The sequence below is a fragment of the Devosia sp. Root413D1 genome (genome assembly GCF_001425235.1).
Lineage (GTDB): Bacteria > Pseudomonadota > Alphaproteobacteria > Rhizobiales > Devosiaceae > Devosia_A.
Genome location: NZ_LMEA01000013.1, coordinates 234,306 through 255,681, shown reverse-complemented (window position 1 = coordinate 255,681; position 21,376 = coordinate 234,306). Strand labels below are relative to the sequence as shown.

Annotated in this window: 19 protein-coding genes; 10 read left to right on the top strand and 9 right to left on the bottom strand. The window is 64.7% G+C overall.

What is annotated here, in order from left to right; translation table 11 throughout:
• Positions 1-127: 127 nt before the first annotated feature.
• From ASC89_RS26480 to ASC89_RS26465, 4 genes are all read right to left on the bottom strand, one after another.
• Entirely contained in the window at positions 128-1,678 is a 1,551-nt protein-coding gene (locus ASC89_RS26480) for an alkaline phosphatase family protein (protein WP_056003660.1), read from the bottom strand.
• A 45-nt stretch (positions 1,679-1,723) separates the two neighbouring features.
• The gene (locus ASC89_RS26475) at positions 1,724-2,065 is read right to left on the bottom strand and encodes a hypothetical protein (protein WP_056003657.1); all 342 of its coding nucleotides are present in this window, start codon (positions 2,063-2,065) and stop codon (positions 1,724-1,726) included.
• On the bottom strand, positions 2,065-3,456 hold the full coding sequence (locus tag ASC89_RS26470; RefSeq protein WP_056003654.1) for an L-serine ammonia-lyase: 1,392 nt from the start codon (positions 3,454-3,456) through the stop codon (positions 2,065-2,067). The genes ASC89_RS26475 and ASC89_RS26470 overlap by 1 nt, the downstream gene beginning before the upstream one ends.
• Positions 3,457-3,554: 98 nt before the next feature.
• Positions 3,555-4,499, bottom strand: coding sequence for a MurR/RpiR family transcriptional regulator (locus ASC89_RS26465; RefSeq protein ID WP_156384785.1), 945 nt, complete (start codon positions 4,497-4,499; stop codon positions 3,555-3,557).
• A gap of 232 nt (positions 4,500-4,731) precedes the next feature.
• On the opposite strand from ASC89_RS26465, the gene ASC89_RS26460 reads away from it, so the two are divergent.
• The 3 genes from ASC89_RS26460 (at position 4,732) to ASC89_RS26450 (ending at position 7,067) form a co-directional block, all read left to right on the top strand.
• A complete protein-coding gene (locus ASC89_RS26460) occupies positions 4,732-5,079 on the top strand; it encodes a hypothetical protein (RefSeq protein ID WP_056003648.1) in 348 nt (115 codons plus the stop codon).
• Positions 5,080-5,248: 169 nt separating this feature from the next.
• Positions 5,249-6,028: an SDR family oxidoreductase gene (locus tag ASC89_RS26455; protein ID WP_056003646.1), complete on the top strand. Its 780-nt coding sequence runs from the start codon at positions 5,249-5,251 to the stop codon at positions 6,026-6,028.
• A gap of 37 nt (positions 6,029-6,065) precedes the next feature.
• Positions 6,066-7,067, top strand: a complete 1,002-nt coding sequence (locus tag ASC89_RS26450; protein WP_056003644.1) for a Gfo/Idh/MocA family protein — start codon at positions 6,066-6,068, stop codon at positions 7,065-7,067.
• 191 nt (positions 7,068-7,258) lie between these two features.
• Here the strand turns inward: ASC89_RS26450 and ASC89_RS26445 are convergent, their stop codons facing one another.
• From ASC89_RS26445 to ASC89_RS26425, 5 genes are all read right to left on the bottom strand, one after another.
• The gene (locus tag ASC89_RS26445; RefSeq protein ID WP_055887067.1) at positions 7,259-8,470 is read right to left on the bottom strand and encodes an amidohydrolase/deacetylase family metallohydrolase; all 1,212 of its coding nucleotides are present in this window, start codon (positions 8,468-8,470) and stop codon (positions 7,259-7,261) included.
• 139 nt (positions 8,471-8,609) lie between these two features.
• Positions 8,610-9,689, bottom strand: coding sequence for a Gfo/Idh/MocA family protein (locus ASC89_RS26440; RefSeq protein ID WP_056003641.1), 1,080 nt, complete (start codon positions 9,687-9,689; stop codon positions 8,610-8,612).
• 226 nt (positions 9,690-9,915) lie between these two features.
• Entirely contained in the window at positions 9,916-11,082 is a 1,167-nt protein-coding gene (locus ASC89_RS26435; protein ID WP_055887061.1) for an ABC transporter substrate-binding protein, read from the bottom strand.
• Positions 11,083-11,438: 356 nt separating this feature from the next.
• Entirely contained in the window at positions 11,439-12,284 is an 846-nt protein-coding gene (locus ASC89_RS26430; protein ID WP_055887058.1) for an ABC transporter permease, read from the bottom strand.
• A 10-nt stretch (positions 12,285-12,294) separates the two neighbouring features.
• Positions 12,295-13,113, bottom strand: coding sequence for an ABC transporter ATP-binding protein (locus ASC89_RS26425; RefSeq protein ID WP_055887056.1), 819 nt, complete (start codon positions 13,111-13,113; stop codon positions 12,295-12,297).
• Positions 13,114-13,424: 311 nt separating this feature from the next.
• On the opposite strand from ASC89_RS26425, the gene ASC89_RS26420 reads away from it, so the two are divergent.
• From ASC89_RS26420 to ASC89_RS26390, 7 genes are all read left to right on the top strand, one after another.
• Complete coding sequence (locus ASC89_RS26420; protein WP_056003638.1) at positions 13,425-14,348, top strand: MurR/RpiR family transcriptional regulator; 924 nt, start codon at positions 13,425-13,427, stop codon at positions 14,346-14,348.
• Positions 14,349-14,407: 59 nt separating this feature from the next.
• Positions 14,408-16,189: an NAD(P)/FAD-dependent oxidoreductase gene (locus ASC89_RS26415; RefSeq protein ID WP_056003635.1), complete on the top strand. Its 1,782-nt coding sequence runs from the start codon at positions 14,408-14,410 to the stop codon at positions 16,187-16,189.
• Positions 16,190-16,285: 96 nt separating this feature from the next.
• On the top strand, positions 16,286-16,675 hold the full coding sequence (locus ASC89_RS26410; RefSeq protein ID WP_156384784.1) for a hypothetical protein: 390 nt from the start codon (positions 16,286-16,288) through the stop codon (positions 16,673-16,675).
• Positions 16,676-17,055: 380 nt separating this feature from the next.
• Positions 17,056-18,393 carry an extracellular solute-binding protein gene (locus tag ASC89_RS26405; RefSeq protein ID WP_055887046.1) on the top strand — a complete coding sequence of 446 codons (1,338 nt, stop codon included), beginning with the start codon at positions 17,056-17,058 and terminating at the stop codon, positions 18,391-18,393.
• 71 nt (positions 18,394-18,464) lie between these two features.
• Entirely contained in the window at positions 18,465-19,349 is an 885-nt protein-coding gene (locus tag ASC89_RS26400; RefSeq protein ID WP_055887044.1) for an ABC transporter permease subunit, read from the top strand.
• 10 nt (positions 19,350-19,359) lie between these two features.
• Positions 19,360-20,277: an ABC transporter permease subunit gene (locus ASC89_RS26395; RefSeq protein ID WP_056003629.1), complete on the top strand. Its 918-nt coding sequence runs from the start codon at positions 19,360-19,362 to the stop codon at positions 20,275-20,277.
• A gap of 12 nt (positions 20,278-20,289) precedes the next feature.
• Positions 20,290-21,366, top strand: coding sequence for an ABC transporter ATP-binding protein (locus ASC89_RS26390; protein WP_056003626.1), 1,077 nt, complete (start codon positions 20,290-20,292; stop codon positions 21,364-21,366).
• The last annotated feature ends 10 nt before the right edge of the window (positions 21,367-21,376 follow it).

Here is a 21,376-nt window from a genome sequence, read left to right as displayed (position 1 = left end):
TCCAGCTTTCGCTGGGATGACAGCCGGTGGGGAAGGCGAGGCCGCGGCAAACGCGCAGGGCGGTCAACAGAGCATCCCGTTGGTCCGCTTCCTTGCACGGGGTAGACCCGTCAGCCGTGACGCCCTCCTACTTCCGCACAAACAGCCCGCCCGCGCCCACCGACATGTTGGTCAGCTCGCGCTCGCCCGAGCTCAGCCGCCAGTCGAGCATCTTGCGGGCGTAGTCGAGCGCCACCTCGGTGTAAGCCGGGTCGTTGGCTAGGTTCAACTGCTCGTGCGGGTCGTTGGCGATGTCGAACAGCAGTGGCGGCAGGGCGGCGAAGTGGACGTATTTGAACTTGTCGTCGCGGATCGCCGCATAGGCGCATTGGTCGGAGGCGATGCCGAGCGCGGTTTCCGGCTTCTGGGTACGGACGTCGCGGAAGTCGTGCTCGAAATACACCGCGTTGCGCCAATCGGGCGGGGTCTCGCCGCGCAGGAACGGCAGTAGCGACGCGCCGTCGCAGCTGCGCGGAGTGTCGAGCCCGAGCCAGTCGAGGACCGTCGGCATCACGTCGATCGCCTGGGTGAACTCGGTGACGCGCCGGCCGCGCGCCGCGTCGGCCTCGGGCCGCGGGTCGCGGATCACCAGCGGCAGGTGGAAGGCCGCATCGAAGTAGATTTCCTTGCCCCAGACATAGTGCTCGCCCAGCACCTCGCCGTGATCGGAGGTGACGATGATCAGCGTGCGGTCATACTGGCCGGTGTCCTTCAGATGCTGGACGATGCGGCCGAGCTGCGCATCGACTTCGGCGATCAGCCCGTAATAGGTCGCCCGCATCTGGCGGATCTCGAGCTCGTCGGCGGCGACCAGATCCTGCGGGTTGTGCTCGTCATAGGTGCTGGGCTGGCGGAGCGTGCTGATGGCGTAATCGAGCAGCGGGTGCTGCTTGCCCTCTTCGCCCGGCGTCGCGGCACGCACGGGAAACTCGACATCGGCGGGGTGCACCAGGCCGTTATAGGGCTCAGGCGCGATCAGCGGCGGGTGCGGGCGGTAGAAGACGAAATGCGCGAACCACGGCTTGTCGCGTCGCACCAAGAGCCACTTGAGGAACTCGTCGGTGAGGAAAGCCGTCTCGCTCTCCTCGGCCTTGAAGACGGTGGGGATGTAGCGGAAGCCACGATGGGCCGGCTTTTCGAAGCCCTTTCGCGGGCGGAAGACATCGGCGCGGCCACCGGGGAGATCATAGCCTTTGGCGATCAGGTCCGAGACCCACTGGTCCATATCTTCGGGCAGATGCAGCGGGGTCGAAAATCCCGGCATCACCCCTTCGTCATAGGCGGCCAGCGCCGGGTCGTTGGGGTGGAGGCCGCGCGGATCTGGCGTGGTGTCGGTATAGCCGAACAAAGCCGGATCATAGCCGGCCTTGCGCGCCTCGAGCGCGATATTGGTGTGGCGCCGATCGAGTGGCGTGCCGTTCCGCCCCGAGCGGTGGTTCATCAGATACTGCCCGGTGAGGAGGCTGGTGCGCGATGGGCCGCAGGGCGTGCACTGGCCGAAATGCCGGGTAAAGGTCACCGCATCAGCCATCAGGGCATCGAGGTTGGGCGTCTTGGCGTTCTGGTGCCCGAGCGCCGAAATGCAATCGCCACGCCACTGGTCGGCGCAGATCAACAGGATGTTGGGGCGGTCGGTCACTTGTGGCAGCTTGGGGCTTTCCGAAAAGACGGGAGCATTGATGCCCTAAAGTCGATGCTTCGGGGAGTAGGGGCTGTCGGGATTGACGTCGAAATCGACACTCTCGACGCAGGACTGTGAAGCGGAGTGGCTGCCGCCGCTGAGCCATGGACCATCGCGCAGCTCGACGTCGCTGACCTTGCTGAGGGTGAGGCAGCGCCACTCGCCGCCTGCCGGCAGCACGCTGCTGGTGTCGCCGCCGAACTGGTAGGTGAGCGCCTTCTCCTCGCCGCGTGTGTGCCCGAGGATCACCGCGCAGACTTCGCGGCGATGGCCATTATAGGTGCAGACGATCTGCTGCCTCGCCGCCATGGCCTCGCGGAACAGCTCGTAAGTCGGGCTGGGCATCAGCAGGCCGGGACGTTGACGGCAAGGCCGCCCTGGCTGGTTTCCTTGTAGCGCTCGGACATGTCTTCACCGGTCTGCCGCATGGTCTCGACGCAGACATCGAGCGACACCTTGTGGGTGCCGTCGCCCTTCATCGCCAGCGAGGCGGCAGTCACGGCTTTGACCGCGCCGAAGGCGTTGCGTTCGATGCAGGGGATCTGCACCAGCCCGGCGACCGGGTCGCAGGTCATTCCCAGGTGATGTTCGAGCGCGATCTCGGCGGCATTCTCCACCTGCGCCGGGGTGCCGCCCATGGCGGCGCAAAGTGCTGCCGCGGCCATGGCCGAGGCCGAGCCGACCTCGCCCTGGCAGCCGACCTCGGCGCCGGAGATCGAGGCATTATGCTTGATGATGCCGCCGATGGCGGCGGCGGTCAGCAGCATGTCATGGATGCTGGCGCGTGAGGCGCCGGCCTCGAACTGCTGGTGGTATTTCAGCACCGAGGGGATGACGCCGGCGGCGCCATTGGTCGGTGCGGTCACCACCCGGCTGCCGGCGGCATTCTCTTCGTTCACCGCCATGGCGAAGACGCTGAGCCAGTCATTGCCGGCAAGTGGGCCGAGTTCGTTGCGCTGCCAGGCCGTCTGCAGTTGTTGGTGGATCGCCTTGGCGCGGCGGCTGACGTTGAGCCCGCCGGGCATGATGCCGTCGGTCCTGAGGCCCCGCTCGATGCAGCCATCCATCGCAGCCCAGAGCCGGTCGAGTCCCTGTTCGAGCCCCCGGCGCCCGATCCGCGCTTCCTCGTTGGCGCGCTTCATCTGGGCAATGGAGAGGCCGGAATCGCGGGCCATGGCCAGCATCTGAGCGGCATCGCCAAAGGGGTAGGGGACGTCCGCGGTATCGGTCTTCAGCTCGCCGCGCGCCAGCTCCGCTTCGCTGACGACGAAGCCGCCGCCAATCGAGTAGTAGACCCGCCGCAGCAGCAGCGCGCCGTCGGCATCATAGGCATAGAACTGCAGCCCGTTGGTATGGCCGGGCAGCCGCTCCTTTTTGTCGTAGATCAGGTCGAGCGCCGGCCGGAACCGGTAGGCCGGGTGTCCCTCGGGATGCACCATGCCCTCGGCCTCGACCCCGGTGACGATCGCATCGATCCGGTCGGGGTCGACGCTGTCGGGGGCGTAGCCGCAAAGCCCCAGCACCACGGCGCGGCCGGTGCCGTGGCCGACCCCGGTGAAGGCCAAGGAGCCGTGGAGGCTCGCCTTCAGCGACGTCACCACGGCGTGGCGCGGCCGCGGCCAATCGCCGGTACGGAGCTCGTCGAGGAACCGGCTGGCGGCCGTCATCGGCCCCATGGTATGCGAACTCGATGGCCCGATACCGATCTTGAAGACGTCGAAAACCGAGAGGAACATCAGGCCTCACATATGGTGCGGGCGCACCATAGCGACAACGCCGCCGAGCCGCTACTCGTGCGGCTTCAGCGTCTGCTAGCGGCAACGCCGCCGAGCCGCTACTCGTGCGGCTTCAGCGTCTGCATCAGCTTGGTTGGATCGGTCGACGGGGTCGGGATGGCGACGCCAATGGCGGTGAGGGTGTAGCGCACCCGGCGCAAAGCTTCGCGGCCACGCGCGCCGAGCTTCTGCGCCACGCCCGAGGCGATGGTGTCGATCACCGCCATATGGGCATAGCGCGACGGCGTCGGCACCAGCACATTGTCATCCTCGGGGATGACGATGGGAATGACGATGCCGGCGGCCTTGGCCAGCGGGGAGCCCGGGCGGGTCAAGGCGATGGTGGTGGCGCCGAACGAGGCGGCGATCTGGATCGCCTCGACCACGGCTTTCGATTGTCCACTGTTGGAGATGGCGAAGGCCACATCCCCCGGCTGCAGGGTCGAGGCCGACATACGCTGCTGGTGTCCGTCGGTATAGGCGGCGACCGGAATGCCGAGCCGGAACAGCCGCAGCTTGGCGTCCTCGGCCATCACCGCCGAGCCGCCGCCCTGGCCGTAAATGTCGAGCCGGCGCCCCTCGGCGATGGCGTCGATGGCGCGGCCGACAGCGGCGGTATCGAGCTGCTCGAGGCAGGCCTGCACCGCATTGGCGGCGCGCAGCATCACCGATTGGGCGAGCTGGCCGATATCGTCGGAGAACACCCGGTCGGAGCGGAGATAGACCGCCGCCACCGTCATGGTGCTGGCGAGGCTGATCTTGAAATCGTTGAACGAGGCGCAGCCGACCGAGCGGCAGAAGCGGGTGACCGTCGGCTGGCTGACCCCGGCTTTGGCCGCGAGATCGGCGATGGTCAGCCGGGTTGCCGCCTCGAAATCGAGCTGCACCGCCGCTGCCACCTGTCGCTCGGCCGGCGACAGCTCGGGCTCGGCCCGCTGGATGCGCGAGACGATGTCGATGGCGGGTTCTTCGTTCTCGGTCCTCGCGGCGCGGCGCCTCTGCATGTCGATCGCTCCGATGGTGAAATTCAATTACAGTATTGCGCCGGAGGTGACCAGATCGATCGTCGATCGATCCACAGTGTGGAACGCCTGCGCGCGGTGTGTGAGACCCCTTCGATCGCGGGGAGCCTGTTTTGCTTCAGACTTTTGGCGACCGGCACAGAATCCAGTTGCGAGCTTTTCGGTTCTGTAACATGATTTCAGAGTTGGGGAGTTAGGCAGGGGGAACATCGCCATGTCGACGTTCGAGTTCGACCATGTGGGGATCACGACGACGGTGCCTCAGCCCAGCGAGGACTGGGTCGAGGCGAGCCGCATCTGGGTCACTAATCCGCGCCATCACCCCGAGCATATCGAGTTCCTGCGCTACGAGCCGGACAGTACAGTGCCGGCCGAAGTGCGCGACAACCCGCATGTCGCCTATCGGGTCGATGACCTCGCGCCGCATCTCGCGGCGCCTGGCGTCGAGATCCTGATCCCGCCATTCATCGTCGGCGATTTCCTCGAAGTGGTGTTCGTCAAGAAGCACGGCATGGTGTTCGAGTACATGCGCTACCTCAAGGACGGGTGGTTCGGAAGTTGAGGGTGTCGGTTGGCATCAAACTGCACCACAAACTCGGCGTCATCCCAGCGAAAGCTGGGACCCAACTATCCGCAGCGCAAGTGGTGGCTTGGGTCCCAGCTTTCGCTGGGATGACATCCGGTGGGTGGGGGATCGCCTGTTACACCGATGGATCGTTGAAGGAGCAAACATGACCGCCGCATTCACCGGCAAGACCATCGCCATCACCGGCGCGGCAGGCGGCATCGGCCAGTGGCTCTGCCGCTTCTTCGGCGAAGAGGGCGCGACCATCGCGGCGCTCGATCGCAACGACAGGGTGCACGCACTCGCCGAAACGCTCGGCAAGGACGGCATCACGGTGAAGCCGGCGGTGGCCGACATCGCCGACGCGGCCTCGGTGGCCGCGGCGTTCAAGCGGTTCGGCGAGGTGCACATCCTCGTCAACAATGCCGGCATCACGCGCCACGCCACCTTCGAAAAGACCGACCCGGCCGGCTGGGACGAGGACATGGCCGCCAATGTCGGCGGCGCCTATGCCTGCGCCCATGCGGTGCTGCCGCAGATGGTCGAGCGGCGCTCCGGCAACATCGTCAATGTCGGCTCGGTCAATGGCCTCGCGGCCTTGGGCGACCCGGCCTACAGCGCCGCGAAGGCGGCGATGATCTCGCTCACCCGCTCGCTGGCGCAGGAATATGGCCGCTACGGCATCCGCGCCAATATCGTGTTGCCCGGCACGGTGCGCACTCCGGTCTGGGACGAGCGCAAGGCCAAGGATCCGAACGTCTTGAAGACACTGGAGCGCTGGTACCCGCTCGGCCGCATCGTCGAGCCCTACGAGGTGGCCCGGGTGATCGCCTTTCTCGCCTCGGATGCGGCAAGCGCTGTCACCGGCGCGGCGATCCCGGTTGATTGCGGGCTGACCTCGGGCAACATCGTGATGGCGCGCGAGCTGACGCTCGAGGATTTCTGAGCAAGGCATTTAGCCTTCGTCATTTGAGGGGGTCGTTTTGGACAAGCTGCGTATCGGCATTATCGGGCTCGGCTGGTTTGGAGAAATCCACGCCGAAACCATCATGGGCGTGCCCAACCTTGACCTGGCGGCGCTCTGCACCCGCACCGAGGATCGGCTCACGGCTCTGGGCGAGAAGTTCGGGGTCAAGAAGCTCTATCGCGACTATCACGACATGCTCGCCGATCCGGAGATCGACGCCGTGTCGATCTGCACCATGTGGGACCAGCACACCGAGCCGGCGATCGCGGCGCTCAAGGCCGGCAAGCATGTGTTCCTCGAAAAGCCGATCGCTTCGACCGTCGAGGATGCCAACAAGATCATCGCCGCCTCGAAGGGGGCCAAGGGCATCCTGTTCATCGGCCATATCGTGCGCTTCAATCCGCGCTACCGCATGGCCAAGCAGGCGATCGCCGAGGGCCGCATCGGCAAGGTGGTGGCGCTGTCGTCGCGCCGGAACATTCCGGCCGCCTGGACCCCGACCATCCTCAACAAGATCGGCCCGATCGTCGGCGACGCGATCCACGACACCGACATCATGCTGTGGCTGACCGGCGACAGGATCGTTTCGGCCTATGCGCAGACCGTCGACGTGCGCGGGTTGAAGCACCCCGATATCGGCCAGACCATGTTCCGCTTTGCCGGCGGCGCCACCGCGACGCTCGAAACGGTGTGGTGCATGCCGACGCAGACTCCGTTCGATATCGACGAGCGCATGTCGATCATCGGCACCGAAGGCATCATCCACGTCCAGGACACCTTCCCGCCGCTCGGCATCGTCGATGCCAACAAGCTGCACTCGCCCGACATCACCTATTGGCCGATGTTCGACGGGGTCCGCGGCGGCGCGCTGCGCGAGGAGTTCAACTATTTCACCGGCTGTGCGTTGAGCGGCACGACGCCGAAGATCGGCGTGCCGGAAGATGCCGCGGCGGCATTGCAGGCGACGCTGGCGGCCGAGGAGTCGGCGCGGACGGGGAATGTGATCAGGATCGGGTGAGACACCACCCTTCGCAGTCGGCGCGCCCTCTCCCGTTTACGGGGGAGGGGGGACCAGCCGAAAGGCTGGTGGGAGGGGGTGCCGCATACTTCGGCGTTGCCCCGTCCGCTTACGATCAGTGCGTGGGGCACCCCCCTCCCACCCCCGCAAGCGGGAGAGGGTGCGCCGACTGCCGGCCTCAGCGGACTCCGCTAATGCTCATGCCCATGATGACCGCCAATGAGAAAACTCTCCTCGAATGGCCGGCGGCTGACTTCCATCGGCTTGCCGCCCAGGTACACCGACACCGGCTGCAGCAGGCTCGACCCCTGGCGGCGTTTGCCGACCACGTCCTGGAACACGTAGTTGCTGTCATACTGCTTCAGCACCGTGATATCGGCGACGGCGCCGACGCCGAGGTGGCCGAGTTCGGGCTTCTGGATGGCGAGCGCCGGGCGGTTGGCCGACATGCCGATCACTTCGGGCAAAGACAGGCCGCAATTGAGCAGCTTGCTCATGGTGTGGAGCAGGTCGTAGCCCGGCCCCTCGACGGCGATGACGTGCACGTCCGACGAGATCAGGTCCGGCTTGAAGCCGTCGTTGAGCGCCGCTTCGGCGCTGTCATAGCCGAAGGCGCCCATACCGTGGGCGATGTCGAACAGCACGCCGCGCTTACGGGCCTGGAGTACCGCATCGATCACCTTGCCATCGGGGCCGATGGCCGAGTTGGGGTCGGGGCGGTAGCAATGGGTGAGAATGTCGCCCGGCCGCAGCATATCGACCACGTCGGCATAGCTCGGCGGGGCCGTGCCGATATGGGTCATTAACGGCAGGTTCAGCGCGTTGGCGGCCTCGAGCGCCATTTCCAGCGCGCCGAGTCCCAACTCGCCAGTGACCGGGCCGCCGATGCGGACCTTCACGCCGATGATGCGGTCGCGGTTGGCCTCGACTTTCTGGACGCATTTATCGACCGGAAGCATCGAGCGCAGCGTCGCCTCGCCGATCGACACGCCCTTGTCGAAACCGAAAATGCCGGGGAACGAGATGTTGAGGAAGGCGAAGATCCGATAGGGCGAGTGGATCATCACGTAGTCGCGGAAACCGTCATAATTGCCGGCGCCGGCGCTGCCCGCGTCGACCAGCGTGGTGCAGGCGGAACGGCGGGCGATGAAGCCGGGGTCGACGCTGAGCGAGGTCGCCTTGTGGTAGACATGGGTGTGGATGTCGATCAGCCCCGGCGCGACGATGGCGCCGCTGACATCCTCGACCCTGGCTCCAGCCGTGGCGAGGTCCTTGCCGACCGCGGCGATCCTGCCGGCCTTGATCGCAACATCGAGCACCCCGTCGACGCCGTTGCGCTCATCGAGGACGCGGCCGCCCTTCAGCACGATATCGAAGCCCTGTCCGGCTGCCGGTGAAGTCATCGATGGTCTCCGCTTGGGGGTATGGGGCGACAGCGGCGGGCAGCGGCCCGCCGGCTTCGTTGTGCCCGGTTCTTCCTTGGTCGCGCTTTCGAACCGGAAAAGTCTGCAACTTTTCCTGAAAACGCTCCGCTGGGATGGTTCAGGCCAGCTCGACGACGCGCTTTTCGTTGATCGACTGCTCGGCGGCAAGCACGATCCTCAGGCTGTTCACCGCCGCATCCATCGACTCGGTGAGGTCGAGATCCTCCTGGATGGCCTTCAAAAAGAACGCCTGCTCGCGGTCGCAGAGCTCCTGGTGGTTGGGCTCGTCGGTCATGGTGAAGATCTCGTCTTTGCGGACGAAGCTCTTGTCGCCGGGGTTCACCTCGGCGTGGTGATACTGGATGGCGTCGGTCTTGGTGTGCTGGTCGATATCGGAGGAATCCGACACGCCGTCCTTATGCGCCTTGGGGTTGGGGACGATCGAGACGGCACCTTTGGGGCCGACCACGTCCTTCACGAAATAGGCGACCTCGCTCATCATCGGGCCCCAGCCGGCCTCGTACCAGCCGACCGAGCCGTCATCGAACTCGACATGCAGGTGCCCATAATTCTGCTTGTCGGCTTCGGCCCAGAGTTTGGCGCCGATGCCGTGCACGCGCACCGGCTTGGCCTTGGTCATCTGGCACATCACGTCGACATAGTGGACGCCGCAGTCGACGATCGGGATCAGCGAGTCGATCAGGTTCTTGTGCCAGTCATAGGTCGGGCCGCCCGACTGCTGGTTGAGGTTGAGCCGCATGACCAGCGGCTTGCCCAGCGTCTGCGCCAGCTCGGTGAATTTCATCCAGCTGGGGTGGACGCGCAGGATATAGCCCAGCACTAGCTTTTTGTTCTTCTCACGCGCCAGCTTCACCACCGCTTCGGCGTCGGCGATGTTGGTGGCGAGCGGCTTCTCCATGAATACATGGGCGCCGGCATTGATCGCCTTGATGGCGTACTCGGCATGGCTGTTGGGCCATGAGTTGATCGACACCGCATCGGGCTTGGCCACCCGCAGCGCCTCGTCATAATCCTCGAACAGCGGATAACCCTTGAGCTCGTCCGGAACGGGCTTCGATCTGATCGAACGGCTCATCAGCCCGACGATCTCGAAGCCGGGATTGCGGTGATAGGCGCTCGCATGCGAGGCGCCCATATTGCCGAGCCCGACGACCAGAACTTTTACCACATTGGCCATCCGGCCCTCCCCATCCGCTTATGCTTGTTCGGCCGTATGGCCATGAAATCGTGTTGCCGTTCGCAGGCTTGCCCAACCCACCGATGTCATCCCGGCGAAAGCCGGGACCCATTTCACCCCCCGTGCGAGCGGCGAGATGGATCCCCGCCTTCGCGGGGATGACGCCGGTGGTGGGGCGCTTTGAAGGGTGCGGGCGGCACCGCCTGGATGCCGCCCACACGTTGGCTCAGCGATCGGCCGGAATGGCCTGGTCGTAGAGGTGCGCCTTGACGTCCTCGATGTTGATCGCCTTGAAGGCGTCCGACAGCACGTAGGCGGCGGCATCGGCCTTGACCTTGTCGTGGTCGAAGTCGTTGGCAGGCCCGATGACGTCGTTGGTCACCACGTCCTCGGCCTTCACCGGCTTGGTGATCTGCTTCAGCTCGTAGATCTTGTCGAAGAAGGTCTGCCAGGCCGCGATGTCGTGGTCGCCCCAACCCTTGCGCTTCGACATGTCGCCGCGGAAGACGGCGATCTGCTGCAGGATCGAGGTGGCGCCCAGTTCGGGGCCGATATTGGTGGCGAGCGTCGGGAACTGCTCGAACACCGCTTCGACTGCGGCAAGCGGATTGTGATAGGCGAACTCGAGCCCCATGGCCCAGCCCCGCAGGTATTTGTCGAGGAAGGCCTTCTTGTCTGGATCATCGAGGTCGGCGGCGCGGACCACGAAGGTGTTGGCGAAGAGCGGCGAGTGCTGCACGCCCAGCCAGTATTCGAAGTCGAGCTTGGAACCGATCCACTCGGCGCGCAGGCCTTCCCAGCTGAGGGCCGCATCGCCCTGGCCGCTGGCGAGGGCGGTGCCCCAGGTCGGCCAGCCGGCTTCGACATACTTCACCTTGGAGATGTCGACGCCGTGCACGGCGAGCATTGGGTCGACGATCGGCTGCCAGGCGGCCGAGCCGAGCAGGATGGTTTTGCCTTCGAGCTTTTTCAGGTCATTGGAGCCCTCGCCCTTGCGGAAGGCGAGGCTGAAGGTATCGAGCGCGCCCATATGGAAGGCGGACTTCAGCTTCATGCCGTTTTCGAGCGCGAACGAGAACACGCCGGGCGAGGGGAAGCCCATATCGGCCTGGCCGACATCGACGAACTTCACCGTAGCGGTGCCGTCGGACGGGCCGGGCTGCATATCGGTCGCCACCTCGAGGCCATCGAAATAGCCCATCTTCTTGCCGATCCAGTACGGATAATCGTCGAGCACTTCGAGGGTGCCGCGCGGCGAGATCCAGGTGAACTTCGGATAGGGCGCGGCGCTGGCGCGGCCGATACCGCCGAGCGCCGAAGCAGTCACCACGCCGGCAGCGGAAACCTGCAGGAAGGTGCGGCGGCTCATGCCGCCTGAGGAGAACTTGGTCATTCAATCATACCCCTGTTGATGGATCGTCCCTTAGTCCCTTGGAGCGGGGCAGCTGTTCTGTTCACCGTCCTCACTCCCAAACTCGATGTGGCGCTCCGGGCCTCCCTCGGCCCTGATCGTCCCACCTACTGGGGGTAAAGCGGCGGTTCGACACGCCGCTTGCTCCCCAAACTCGATGTCATCCCAGCGAAAGCTGGGACCCATTCATCAGCCCGGGCCAGTGTGCCGGACGAGGCAGTAGTAGCCTCGCCGGGGGTTGGGTCCCTGCCTTCGCGAGGGATGACAACCGAGCGGGCTGCTGGGCTGTCGTTCAGCCCCTTGCTCCGCTGCCGTTCCCTCCAGCAGCGGATCGTTCGTCAGGCCTCCCAGCTCGCGTACTTCTTCCCGAGGAGGAAAAAGAGCACGTAGATCAGGATGCCCAGGATGGAGAGGATCAAGACCACCGCGAAGAATTGCGGCATCTGGATCATGGATGAGTAGGAGGTGAGCCGGTTGCCGAGTCCGAAGCCGCCGCCGACCATTTCGGCGCCGACCGCGGTCAGGAGCCCGAAGATCGAGCCGACCATCAGGCCGACAAAGATCATCGGCAGCGCCATCGGGGCGCGCACCTTCCAGAAAATCTGCAGGGTCGAGGCGCCATAGGAACGGGCCAGCGCGATCTTGCCGCGATCGACCCGGCGGAAGCCGGTGGCGGCGTTGATCATCACCATCGGACCCGAAGCAAGCGCCACCGCGATAATGCGCGGCTCGTAGCCAAAACCGAAGCGCAGGATCAGCAGCGGCACCAGCGCCAGCATCGGCGTTGTCACCAGCAACAGGATGTAGGGCGTGATGATCTTTTCGGCGAAGGGGAACTGGGTGATCACCGCCGCGAGGATCAGCCCGACCACGGCGCCGATGCCGAAGCCGACGAACAGCTCGACCAGCGTGTGCCCCAGATGCGGCAGGATGAACGGGAAGTCGGTCACGAGCGCGACAGCGATCTCGCTCGGCTTGGGCAGCACGTATTGCGGTACGGCGAAGATGTTCAGCAGCACCTCGGTGCCACCGATGATGAACACGGCGACCAGCACGATCGCCAGCACCTCGCCCATCGACTTGATGCCGGGGCCGGAGGTGAGGGCGGACATATTGGTGATGCCGACCTCGCTGGCGCCGCCGGCGGATTTCTTGAATTCGGGAATGGCGTCGGTTTCGCTCATCTGATGTCTCTCACGCCATCTGGGCCGGCTGGGCGGACGCACTGGGGTAGCGGCTCTGCTGCGTGCCGACGATTTCCGCCTTGATGGCGTTGGTGAGGTCGAAAACCTCCTTGGTCGACATGATCTCGAGCGAGCGGGGCCGCGCGAACGGCACCTCGTGGATATTGGCGACCCGGCCGGGGCGCGGGCTCATCACCACCACGCGGTCGGACAGGAAGATGGCTTCATCGATCGAGTGGGTGATGAGGACAATGGTGGTCCTGGTATCGAGCCAGATTTCCTCGACCAGCCGGTTCATCTCCTCGCGGGTGAAGGCGTCGAGCGCGCCGAACGGCTCGTCCATCAGCAGTACCGAGGGCTTGTAGCTCAGGGCGCGAACCAAGGCGGCGCGCTGCTGCATGCCGCCCGACAGTTCACGCGGGAAGCGCCCGCCAAAGCCTTCAAGGCCGACGCGGTTCAACAGCTCGTCGATCCAGACGCGATCGGGCTTGGTGCCCTTGATCTCGAAGGGGAAGTTGATGTTGGCGTCGAGATTGCGCCAGGGCAGGAGGTTGGCCTCCTGGAACACCATGCCGATCTCGGGATTGGGGCCGGTGACCGGCTTGCCGTCGAGCAGCACTTCGCCGGAGGTGAGGCCGTGCAGCCCCGACATCGACCATAACAGCGTGGTCTTGCCGCAACCGGAGGGGCCGACGATCGCGACGATCTCGCCCTCCATCACGTCGAGCGAACAGCGATCGATCGCCAAAAGGTCGCCCGAGCGGGTGTTGTAGACCTTGGTGGCCGCTTTCACCCGTAGTTTCGGTTGCTTCAACTCCTGAGCTGTCATCGCCCCTCGCGCTGCCCCGTACCAGACTATGGAACGGCTTCCGGGCGCTCCCTGTCGCGCCCTCATCCCCGTCCGAAGCCAGTCTGTAACTATCCTACTTTCCGAGTCAAGCGGCTGTCAGATTAGTTTCATAGCTCGCAGGTAACTGCCGCATTTCCGGGCTTCTTGAGGCTTGCATCGTGTGTAAGTTTCCTACATTGTGCCGAAGAAATGGGCGGCGGGACACCGCAGGCGAGGCGTTTCCGGGATAGGGCATTGGCTGGTCAGAAATGATAGAAGTCGCGTCAGACCCAACAGCCGGAAGGCCGGATATGCGCAAGCCCAGGCGCGACGACAGCGAAGCCTACGCCAAGCCGATCCCCGACATCCTGTCGCAGATCAAGGATTCCTACAGCGAGCTCAGGCCGGCCGAGCGCCGGGTGGCCGACGTGGTGCTGGCCGACGTCACCTTCTCGGTCGACGCATCGAACGCCGAGATCGCCAGGCGCGCCGAAGTCAGCGAGCCGACAGTCACCCGCTTCTGTCGCGCCATCGGCTGCGATGGGGTGCGCGATTTCAAGCTGAAGCTGGCGCAGAGCGTGGTGGTGGGGCGGCTCTACCTGGCTCCGGCGCCGCCGGCGGGCGAGGTCAGTTCCAATGCCTCGCCGCTCTGGACCGAAGTGTTCGGTGAGGCGCGCAACGCGCTCAACCTCGTCGAACGGCAGATCGATCCGCTCGATGTCATCGCCGCCGCCGAACTGGTGGCGAGCGCCCACCAGGTGCTGGTGTTCGGGCTGGGGGGCAGTTCGACCTCGCTGGCGCTCGAAACGCAGAACCGGCTGTTCCGCTATGGCGTGGTGGTCAGCGCGCATTCCGACCCCTACGTGATGAAGATGACGGCCTCGACGCTGAAGCCGAATGATCTGGTAATCGCCATTTCCGGCACCGGCCGCACGCGCGAAGTGGTGGAAGCGGTGCAACTGGCCAAGCACTATCGGGCCAAGGCGCTCTGCATCACCGCGCCCGACACCGACCTTGCCGCCACCGCCGACGTGGCGCTCACCGTCGACATCCCGGAATTCCCCGACCCGCTGAAGCCCACCGCTTCGCGCTACGCTTTCCTCGCCATTATCGACCTCGTTTCGAGCGCGGTCGGCACCCGGCTCGATCCCGATGCGCGCGAGACGCTGCGCCGGATCAAGTACACCGTGCTGAACCACCGCAAGGGCCGCGTGCTGGAGCCACTGGGCGACTGAGTCTTCTGTTGCGTTTCTTGCGGCGGTTCTCCCGCCGCCCATAGTTGGGGTCATACTGAATGCACGATACTGCACCCGCGGCAGCGGCGGCCGCCTGGCTTGCCATGTTCGGCGACACGCTGACCAAGGGCGACAGCGCCGCGACGCTCGAGCTGTTCGCCGAGGATTGCTACTGGCGCGACATCGTGGCGTTCACCTGGAACATCAAAACCATGGAGGGCAAACCCGCCATCGCCGCGATGCTGCAAGCGACGCTGGGATCGACCAAGCCGTCGAACTGGCAGGTCACCAGCGCCACGGGTGGTTCATCCGAAGCGCTGCAGGCCTGGTTCACCTTCAGGACGGGTACCGGACAAGGCCGGGGCATCTTCACCCTCGAAGACGGCAAGTGCCGCACCATCCTCACCACATTGCAAGCGCTCGACGGGCATGAGGAGGCGATCGGCTTCAGCCGCGCCATGGGCGTCCGGCACGGCGCCGACCGCAATCGTGAAACCTGGTCGGAAGCGCGAGCGCGCGAGGACGCCGCGTTCGGCGCCGGCGCCGACCCCTATTGCCTGATCATCGGCGGCGGGCAGGGCGGCATCATGCTCGGGGCCCGGCTGAAGCAGCTGGGCGTTCCTACCGTTATCGTCGAGAAGAACCTCAAGGCCGGCGACTCCTGGCGCAACCGCTATCGCTCGCTCGTCCTGCACGACCCGGTCTGGTACGACCACCTGCCCTATATTCCGTTCCCGGCGCACTGGCCCGTCTTTACCCCCAAGGACAAGATGGGCGACTGGCTCGAGATGTACGTCAAGGTGATGGAGCTCAACTACTGGGGCGGCACCGAGTGCATCTCGGCAAAGTTCGACGATCAAGAAAAACGCTGGACGGTCGAACTCAAGCGCAACGGCAAGCCGATCACCCTGAGGCCGATGCAACTGGTGTTCGCTACCGGCGCCTATGGGCCGCCGAAGTTCATCCCGCTGCCGGGGGCGACCGGCTTCAAGGGCGAGATCATTCACTCCAGCCAGTACTCTGACGGGGCGAAGTACCGGGGTAAGAAAGCCGTGGTGATCGGCGCCGCCAGTTCCGGGCACGACGTTTCGGTCGACCTCTGGGAAGCTGGCGCCGCGGTCACCATGGTGCAGCGCTCGCCGACCACGGTGGTGCGCTCCGAAACGCTGATGGAGCTCGCCTTCGACACCTATTCCGAGGCGGCGGTGGCGGCCGGGATCGATGTCGATACCGCCGACCTCCTCGGCGCCGCGACGCCGTTTGCACTGCAGCCGGAAAAGCAGCGGGCGCTCTACGACAAGATCCGGGTCCGTGACGCAGCGTTCTACGACCAGCTTCGCGCCACCGGGTTTCTGCTGGATTTCGGCCCCGATGAAACCGGGCTGATGATGAAGGCCTATCGCACGGGCTCGGGTTACTACGTCGATGTCGGCGCCTCACAGCTGATCATCGACGGCGAGATCGGCATCAAGGCCGGGGTGGAGATCGAAACGCTCACCCCCACCGGCATTCGCTTTGCCGATGGCAGCGAGATCGCCGCCGACCTCATCATCCAATCGACCGGCTTTCAGTCGATGCACGAGGTGGTGGCGAAAATCGTGTCGCGCGAGGTGGCGGACGAGATCGGCACTTGCTGGGGGCTGGGCTCCGGCACACGCAACGATCCGGGCCCGTGGCACGGCGAATTGCGGAACATGTACAAGCCGGTGGCCCAGCAGAACCTGTGGTTCCAGGGGGGCAACCTGGCGCTCAGCCGCTTCTTTTCGAAATTCGTCGCCCTGCAGATCAAAGCCCGGATGGAAGGGCTTGATACCAAAGAGTACAGAACCCCATTGTATTGAGCTATTGCAGACTCGTGCCAGTCGCGAGATTGTTAACTGGCGCCCGGTACTTAAACGGTCGCATCGACGTTGTTGTCGGACGACATGGAGGTTGGAATGAAACGCCTGCTCCCCGTAGTTGCCGCGACTGTGACAATGCTCCTCGCCGGTCCGGCGCTGGCCCAGCCGCTCGAGATCATCGTGCGCGGTGGCACGCCGACCTATCTGCCGACGCCGCTCCCCGATGGCGACGACTATATCTACGGCAACCCCGGCAATCCGAACTTCCCGAACTTCGATCCGGCCGCCGCGGCGATCAATGCGGAGCTCGCCATCCATCCGCGCTCGCGGCTCAGGCCCAACAACCTGTGGCTGGTGACCTCGCTGGGGTATCGCTCGGGCTCATGGACCGAGCATATGGAAGCCTGCCAGGCAGCGTTCTCGAGCTACGATCCGGTCAGCGACACGATTATCGCCGGTGGCCTGCCGCGGCGCTGCCCGCTTTGAGCGAGCGCAGCTCGATCCTACGCTAACCACCGCGGCGTCATTCCCGCGAAGGCGGGAACCCAGTGGGATCTCCGGCGTCAGCGGGTGCTGCAGCATCCCACTAGGTTCCCGCCTGCGCGGGAATGACGCCGGTGCGGGCTGATCACTGGAGAGCACCGGCGTGGTTATGCACAGCTCTCCGCCGCACGGCCGCCAGCTTTATCCGCCCGATCGGTAGCGACGCCCCCTGCGCCCTCAATGACTTAGCGCCCGTGACATCAGATCGTCACCGAGGTGTCACGGCTCGTTCATCGGGCTGAAATCCAACCGTCAAGGTCTCCGACTAGGAGTGCGCCGCTCGAGAAATCGACCGCCATTCCTCTTCTTCGGAGACATTGACGATGAAAACCACCTGGCTGCTCAGCGCAGCTCTGGCCGCGACCGCCCTGACCGCGGCTTCGCCCGCCGCCGCTGCGACCAAGTTCGAGTTCTGGTACGGCCTGTCGGGCGACCTCAGCGAACGCGTGCAGGAAATGTGCTCGCGCTTCAACGCCTCGCAGGCTGACTACGAGATCGTCTGCGTGAGCCAGGAGAACTACGAGAACAACCTGCAGAACACGATCGCCGCGTTCCGCGCCAACAAGCAGCCGACCGTCACCCAGATCTCGGACGGCGGCGTTGTCGACCTGATGCTCTCCGGCGCCTTCGTGCCGGTGCGCGAGCTGATGGAAAAGAACGGCTACACGATCGACTGGTCGAACTATTTCTCCGGCATTTCGTCGTATTTCTCGACCTCGAAGGGCGAGCTGCTCGCGATGCCGTTCAACTCCTCGACGGCGATGTTCTACTACAACACCGATGCGCTGAAGGCCGTCGGTTTCGAAGGCGCGCCGCAGACCTGGGAACAGGTCGAAAAGATCGCCACCGACCTGAAGGCCGCCGGCTACGAGTGCCCAATCGCGTTCGACCCGACCGGCACCTGGCAGTGGTTCGAGCAGTTCTCGGCTGTCCACAACCAGCCGATCGCCTCGAACGGCAACGGCTATGGTGGTCTCGACGCCGTCGTCGAGTTCAACAAGGGCAAGTTCGTCGACCAGCTCACCTGGTACAAGAAGATGGTCGATGCCGGCCTGATGGTCCACAAGTCGAAGGCCGCCGGCCAGACCGCCAACGAAGCCTTCACTGCTGGCGAGTGCCAGATGTCGTCGTCCTCGATCGCCGACCACGGCTCGTTCTCCAAGCAGGCCAAGGAAGGCGTGCATTGGGACGTGACCGTGCTGCCGATCTGGGAAGGCACCGAGCGCCACAACTCGCTCGTCGGTGGTGCCGCGCTCTGGACCCTCAAGGGCAAGTCCGAAGAAGAATACAAGGGCGCCGCGGCGTTCTACAACTTCATCGCCCAGCCGATCGAGGCCCAGCACTGGTCGACCATCACCGGCTATATCCCCGTCACCAATTCGGGCTTTGAAGCCATGATGGCGGACGGCTTCTACGATGCTCCCCCGTACAAGGGGCGCGAACTCGCCATCCAGTCGCTGACTGCCACCCCGCCGGGCGAATACACCCGCGGCATCCGCCTCGGCAATTTCGGCGCCGTGCGCCAGGAAGTTTCCAAGGCCATGCAGTCGGTGATCTTCGACGGCGTCGCGCCGCAGAAGGCACTCGATGATGCCGCTGCCCGTTCGAACGAAATCCTGCGCAAGTTCGAGCAGACCTACAAGGGTCAGCAGCTCCCCTGATCTGACGACCTGAGTTGCGCCCGGGCGGCATCCGCCCGGGCGTTCGGTTTTTCAACTAGGATATGCCTTCGATGGAACGACGCGCGGTGTACCGCAACAAGGTGCTGCCCTGGCTGCTGATCGGCCCACAGCTGCTGCTGGTGCTGGTGTTCTTCTACTGGCCGACATCGCAGGCGCTCTACTGGGCCTTCACGCTGGAACAGCCCTGGGGCGGCGGCAATCTGTGGGCCGGCCTCGACAACTTCCTCTACATTTTCCGTGACGATCGCTACTGGGGCACGGTGCTGCGCTCGGCGTTCTACGCGCTGGCGGCGACCGGGCTGTCGATGCTGGTGGCGCTGACGCTGGCGAGCTTCGTCGACCGGGCGCTGAAGGGCACCAAGCTGTTCCAGTCGGTGTTCATCTGGCCCTACGCCATCGCGGCGCCGGCGGCGGGCGTGGCCTTCCGCTTCATCTTCTCGCCGGAAGCCGGCCTCGTCGGCGCGATCAACGACATCTGGCCCGGCATCTGGGATCCGGCGACCAACGGCATCCATGCGCTGGCCATGGTGATCGTCTGCCATGCCTGGCTCGGCATCGGCTACAATTTCGTGTTCTTCCTCGCCGCCCTGCAGATGATCCCGCGCTCGATCAACGAAGCCGGCGCCATGGATGGGGCGCGGCCGTTCCGCCGCATGCTCGACCTGCAGTTGCCGCTGATCGCGCCGACGGCCTTCTTCCTGCTCATCATGAACATCATCTCGAGCTTCACCGACAGTTTCGGGCTGATCGACACCATGACCGAAGGCGGTCCGATCGGGCAGACCGAGGTGATGGTCTACAAGATCTATGTCGATGGCTTCAAAGGCCTCGACTACTCAGGCGCCGCCGCCCAGTCGATCATCCTGATGCTGCTCGTCATCGGCCTCACGTTCGTCCAGTTCAAATGGGTCGAACGCCGCGTCCACTACAACTGAGGGCCGGTCCATGATCGAACGCTCCCCCTTCTTCGACGCCCTCACCTACGCGGTGATGATCATCGGGCTCATCCTCGTGGTGATCCCGTTCTGGATCGTCATCGTCGCCGCCTCGCAATCGCTGCAGGAAGTCAGCCGCGTGCCGATCAGCCTGCTGCCGAGCGACCAGCTGTGGGTCAACCTCAGCGAGGCCTGGGACCGGGCCGACCTCGCTCCGAAAATGCTCAACAGCTTCATCGTCGCCATCGGGGTGACGGTCGGCAAGATCACGCTGGCTTCGCTGTCGGCCTTCGCCATCGTGTTCTTCAGCTTCAAGGCGCGGATGATCTGCTTCTGGCTGATCTTCATCACCCTGATGCTGCCGCTCGAAGTGCGCATCGTGCCGACCTACTCGATTGCCGCCAACGCGTTGCTGCCGTTCCAGGTCATCCTCGATACGCTGGGGATTACCGGGCTGGTGCAGGCGGTGAGCGGGGTGCAGATCGCGCTCAACTGGAACCTGCTCAACTCCTATACCGGCCTGATCCTGCCGCTGGTCGCCACGGCGACCGGCACGTTCCTCTACCGGCAGTTCTTCATGACCATCCCGGACGAGTTGGTGGAAGCCAGCAAGATGGATGGGGCCCACCCGCTCGAGTTCTTCTTCGATGTGCTGCTGCCTTTGAGCCGCACCAACATGCTGGCGCTCGCCACCATCATGTTCGTCTCCAGCTGGAACCAGTACCTGTGGCCGCTGCTGATCACCACCGACCGGGCCAATTTCGGCACCGTGGTGATGCAGCTCAAGGCCCTGATCCCGGCGCAGAACGGCACCCCCGACTGGAACGTCACCATGGCGGGCGCCCTCATCATCATGCTGCCGCCGCTGCTGGTCGTTGCCTTCATGCAGCGCTGGTTCGTGCGTGGCCTGATTTCCCGCGACAAATGATTGGATAGACCCATGGCTCAGATCACCATCAAGGGCGTGAAGAAGAACTACGCCAAGACCCCCGTGATCCACGGGGTGGACGTCAATATCGAAGCGGGCGAGTTCGTCGTCATTCTCGGGCCTTCGGGCTGCGGCAAGTCCACGCTGCTCAGGATGATCGCCGGGCTGGAAGAGATCTCCGAGGGAGAGATCGCCATCGGCGGCACCGTGGTCAACAAGCTCGAACCGCGCGAGCGCGGCTGCGCCATGGTGTTCCAGAACTATGCGCTCTACCCGCATATGACGGTGCGCCGGAACATCGGCTATGCGCTGAAGGTGGCCAAGGTCCCCAAGGCCGAGCGTGACGAGCGGGTGATGAAGGTGGCGCAGTCGGTGTCGCTGGAGCCATTCCTCGATCGCCGGCCGGGCGAACTGTCCGGCGGCCAGCGGCAGCGCGTCGCCATGGCACGCGCCATGGTGCGCGAACCCAAGGTGTTTCTGTTCGACGAGCCGTTCTCCAACCTCGATGCCAAGCTCCGCGTCGCCATGCGCTCGGAAGTGCGGCGCCTGCATCGCGATCTCGGCGTCACCTCGGTGTTCGTCACCCACGACCAGATCGAGGCGATGACGCTGGCCGACAAGCTGATCATCATGAATGCCGGCCGGGTCGAGCAGATCGGCAGGCCGACCGAAGTCTACAACAATCCGGCCAGCCGGTTCGTCGCCGACTTCATCGGTTCGCCGGCGATGAACCTGTTCGAAGGCGAGTTCGACGCCGAGGGGCACTTCGTCCATGGCGCCGGCGGCCGGATGAATGTCAGCCAGCTCAACGGCGTGCGTCAGCCCGGCCGCAAGGTGGTGCTGGGCGTCCGTCCCGAGGGCGTACGCCGCACCGGCGCCGATGCGCATGGCGCGATCCCGGCGGTGGTCGACTATGTCGAGGAACTGGGCGCTTCGCGGCTGATCCATGCCGACGCCAATGGCAGCCGCATCGTGGCGCTCGACAATGACAGTGCCGAGCTCAAATCCGGCACGCCGGTGCATCTCAGCCTCGCCGACAGTGCGCTGCACCTGTTCTCGCTCGAAGACGGGCGCCGCATCTCGCATTGAGGCCGACCGC

Excerpts from the sequence above, each read along its gene's own strand:
- ASC89_RS26475 (WP_056003657.1), bottom strand. The coding sequence starts at position 2,065 with ATGCCCAGCCCGACTTACGAGCTGTTCCGCGAGGCCATGGCGGCGAGG.
- ASC89_RS26470 (WP_056003654.1), bottom strand. The coding sequence starts at position 3,456 with ATGTTCCTCTCGGTTTTCGACGTCTTCAAGATCGGTATCGGGCCATCG.
- ASC89_RS26465 (WP_156384785.1), bottom strand. The coding sequence starts at position 4,499 with ATGCAGAGGCGCCGCGCCGCGAGGACCGAGAACGAAGAACCCGCCATC.
- ASC89_RS26460 (WP_056003648.1), top strand. The coding sequence starts at position 4,732 with ATGTCGACGTTCGAGTTCGACCATGTGGGGATCACGACGACGGTGCCT.
- ASC89_RS26455 (WP_056003646.1), top strand. The coding sequence starts at position 5,249 with ATGACCGCCGCATTCACCGGCAAGACCATCGCCATCACCGGCGCGGCA.
- ASC89_RS26445 (WP_055887067.1), bottom strand. The coding sequence starts at position 8,470 with ATGACTTCACCGGCAGCCGGACAGGGCTTCGATATCGTGCTGAAGGGC.
- ASC89_RS26440 (WP_056003641.1), bottom strand. The coding sequence starts at position 9,689 with ATGGCCAATGTGGTAAAAGTTCTGGTCGTCGGGCTCGGCAATATGGGC.
- ASC89_RS26435 (WP_055887061.1), bottom strand. The coding sequence starts at position 11,082 with ATGACCAAGTTCTCCTCAGGCGGCATGAGCCGCCGCACCTTCCTGCAG.
- ASC89_RS26430 (WP_055887058.1), bottom strand. The coding sequence starts at position 12,284 with ATGAGCGAAACCGACGCCATTCCCGAATTCAAGAAATCCGCCGGCGGC.
- ASC89_RS26425 (WP_055887056.1), bottom strand. The coding sequence starts at position 13,113 with ATGACAGCTCAGGAGTTGAAGCAACCGAAACTACGGGTGAAAGCGGCC.
- ASC89_RS26420 (WP_056003638.1), top strand. The coding sequence starts at position 13,425 with ATGCGCAAGCCCAGGCGCGACGACAGCGAAGCCTACGCCAAGCCGATC.
- ASC89_RS26415 (WP_056003635.1), top strand. The coding sequence starts at position 14,408 with ATGCACGATACTGCACCCGCGGCAGCGGCGGCCGCCTGGCTTGCCATG.
- ASC89_RS26410 (WP_156384784.1), top strand. The coding sequence starts at position 16,286 with ATGAAACGCCTGCTCCCCGTAGTTGCCGCGACTGTGACAATGCTCCTC.
- ASC89_RS26405 (WP_055887046.1), top strand. The coding sequence starts at position 17,056 with ATGAAAACCACCTGGCTGCTCAGCGCAGCTCTGGCCGCGACCGCCCTG.
- ASC89_RS26400 (WP_055887044.1), top strand. The coding sequence starts at position 18,465 with ATGGAACGACGCGCGGTGTACCGCAACAAGGTGCTGCCCTGGCTGCTG.
- ASC89_RS26395 (WP_056003629.1), top strand. The coding sequence starts at position 19,360 with ATGATCGAACGCTCCCCCTTCTTCGACGCCCTCACCTACGCGGTGATG.
- ASC89_RS26390 (WP_056003626.1), top strand. The coding sequence starts at position 20,290 with ATGGCTCAGATCACCATCAAGGGCGTGAAGAAGAACTACGCCAAGACC.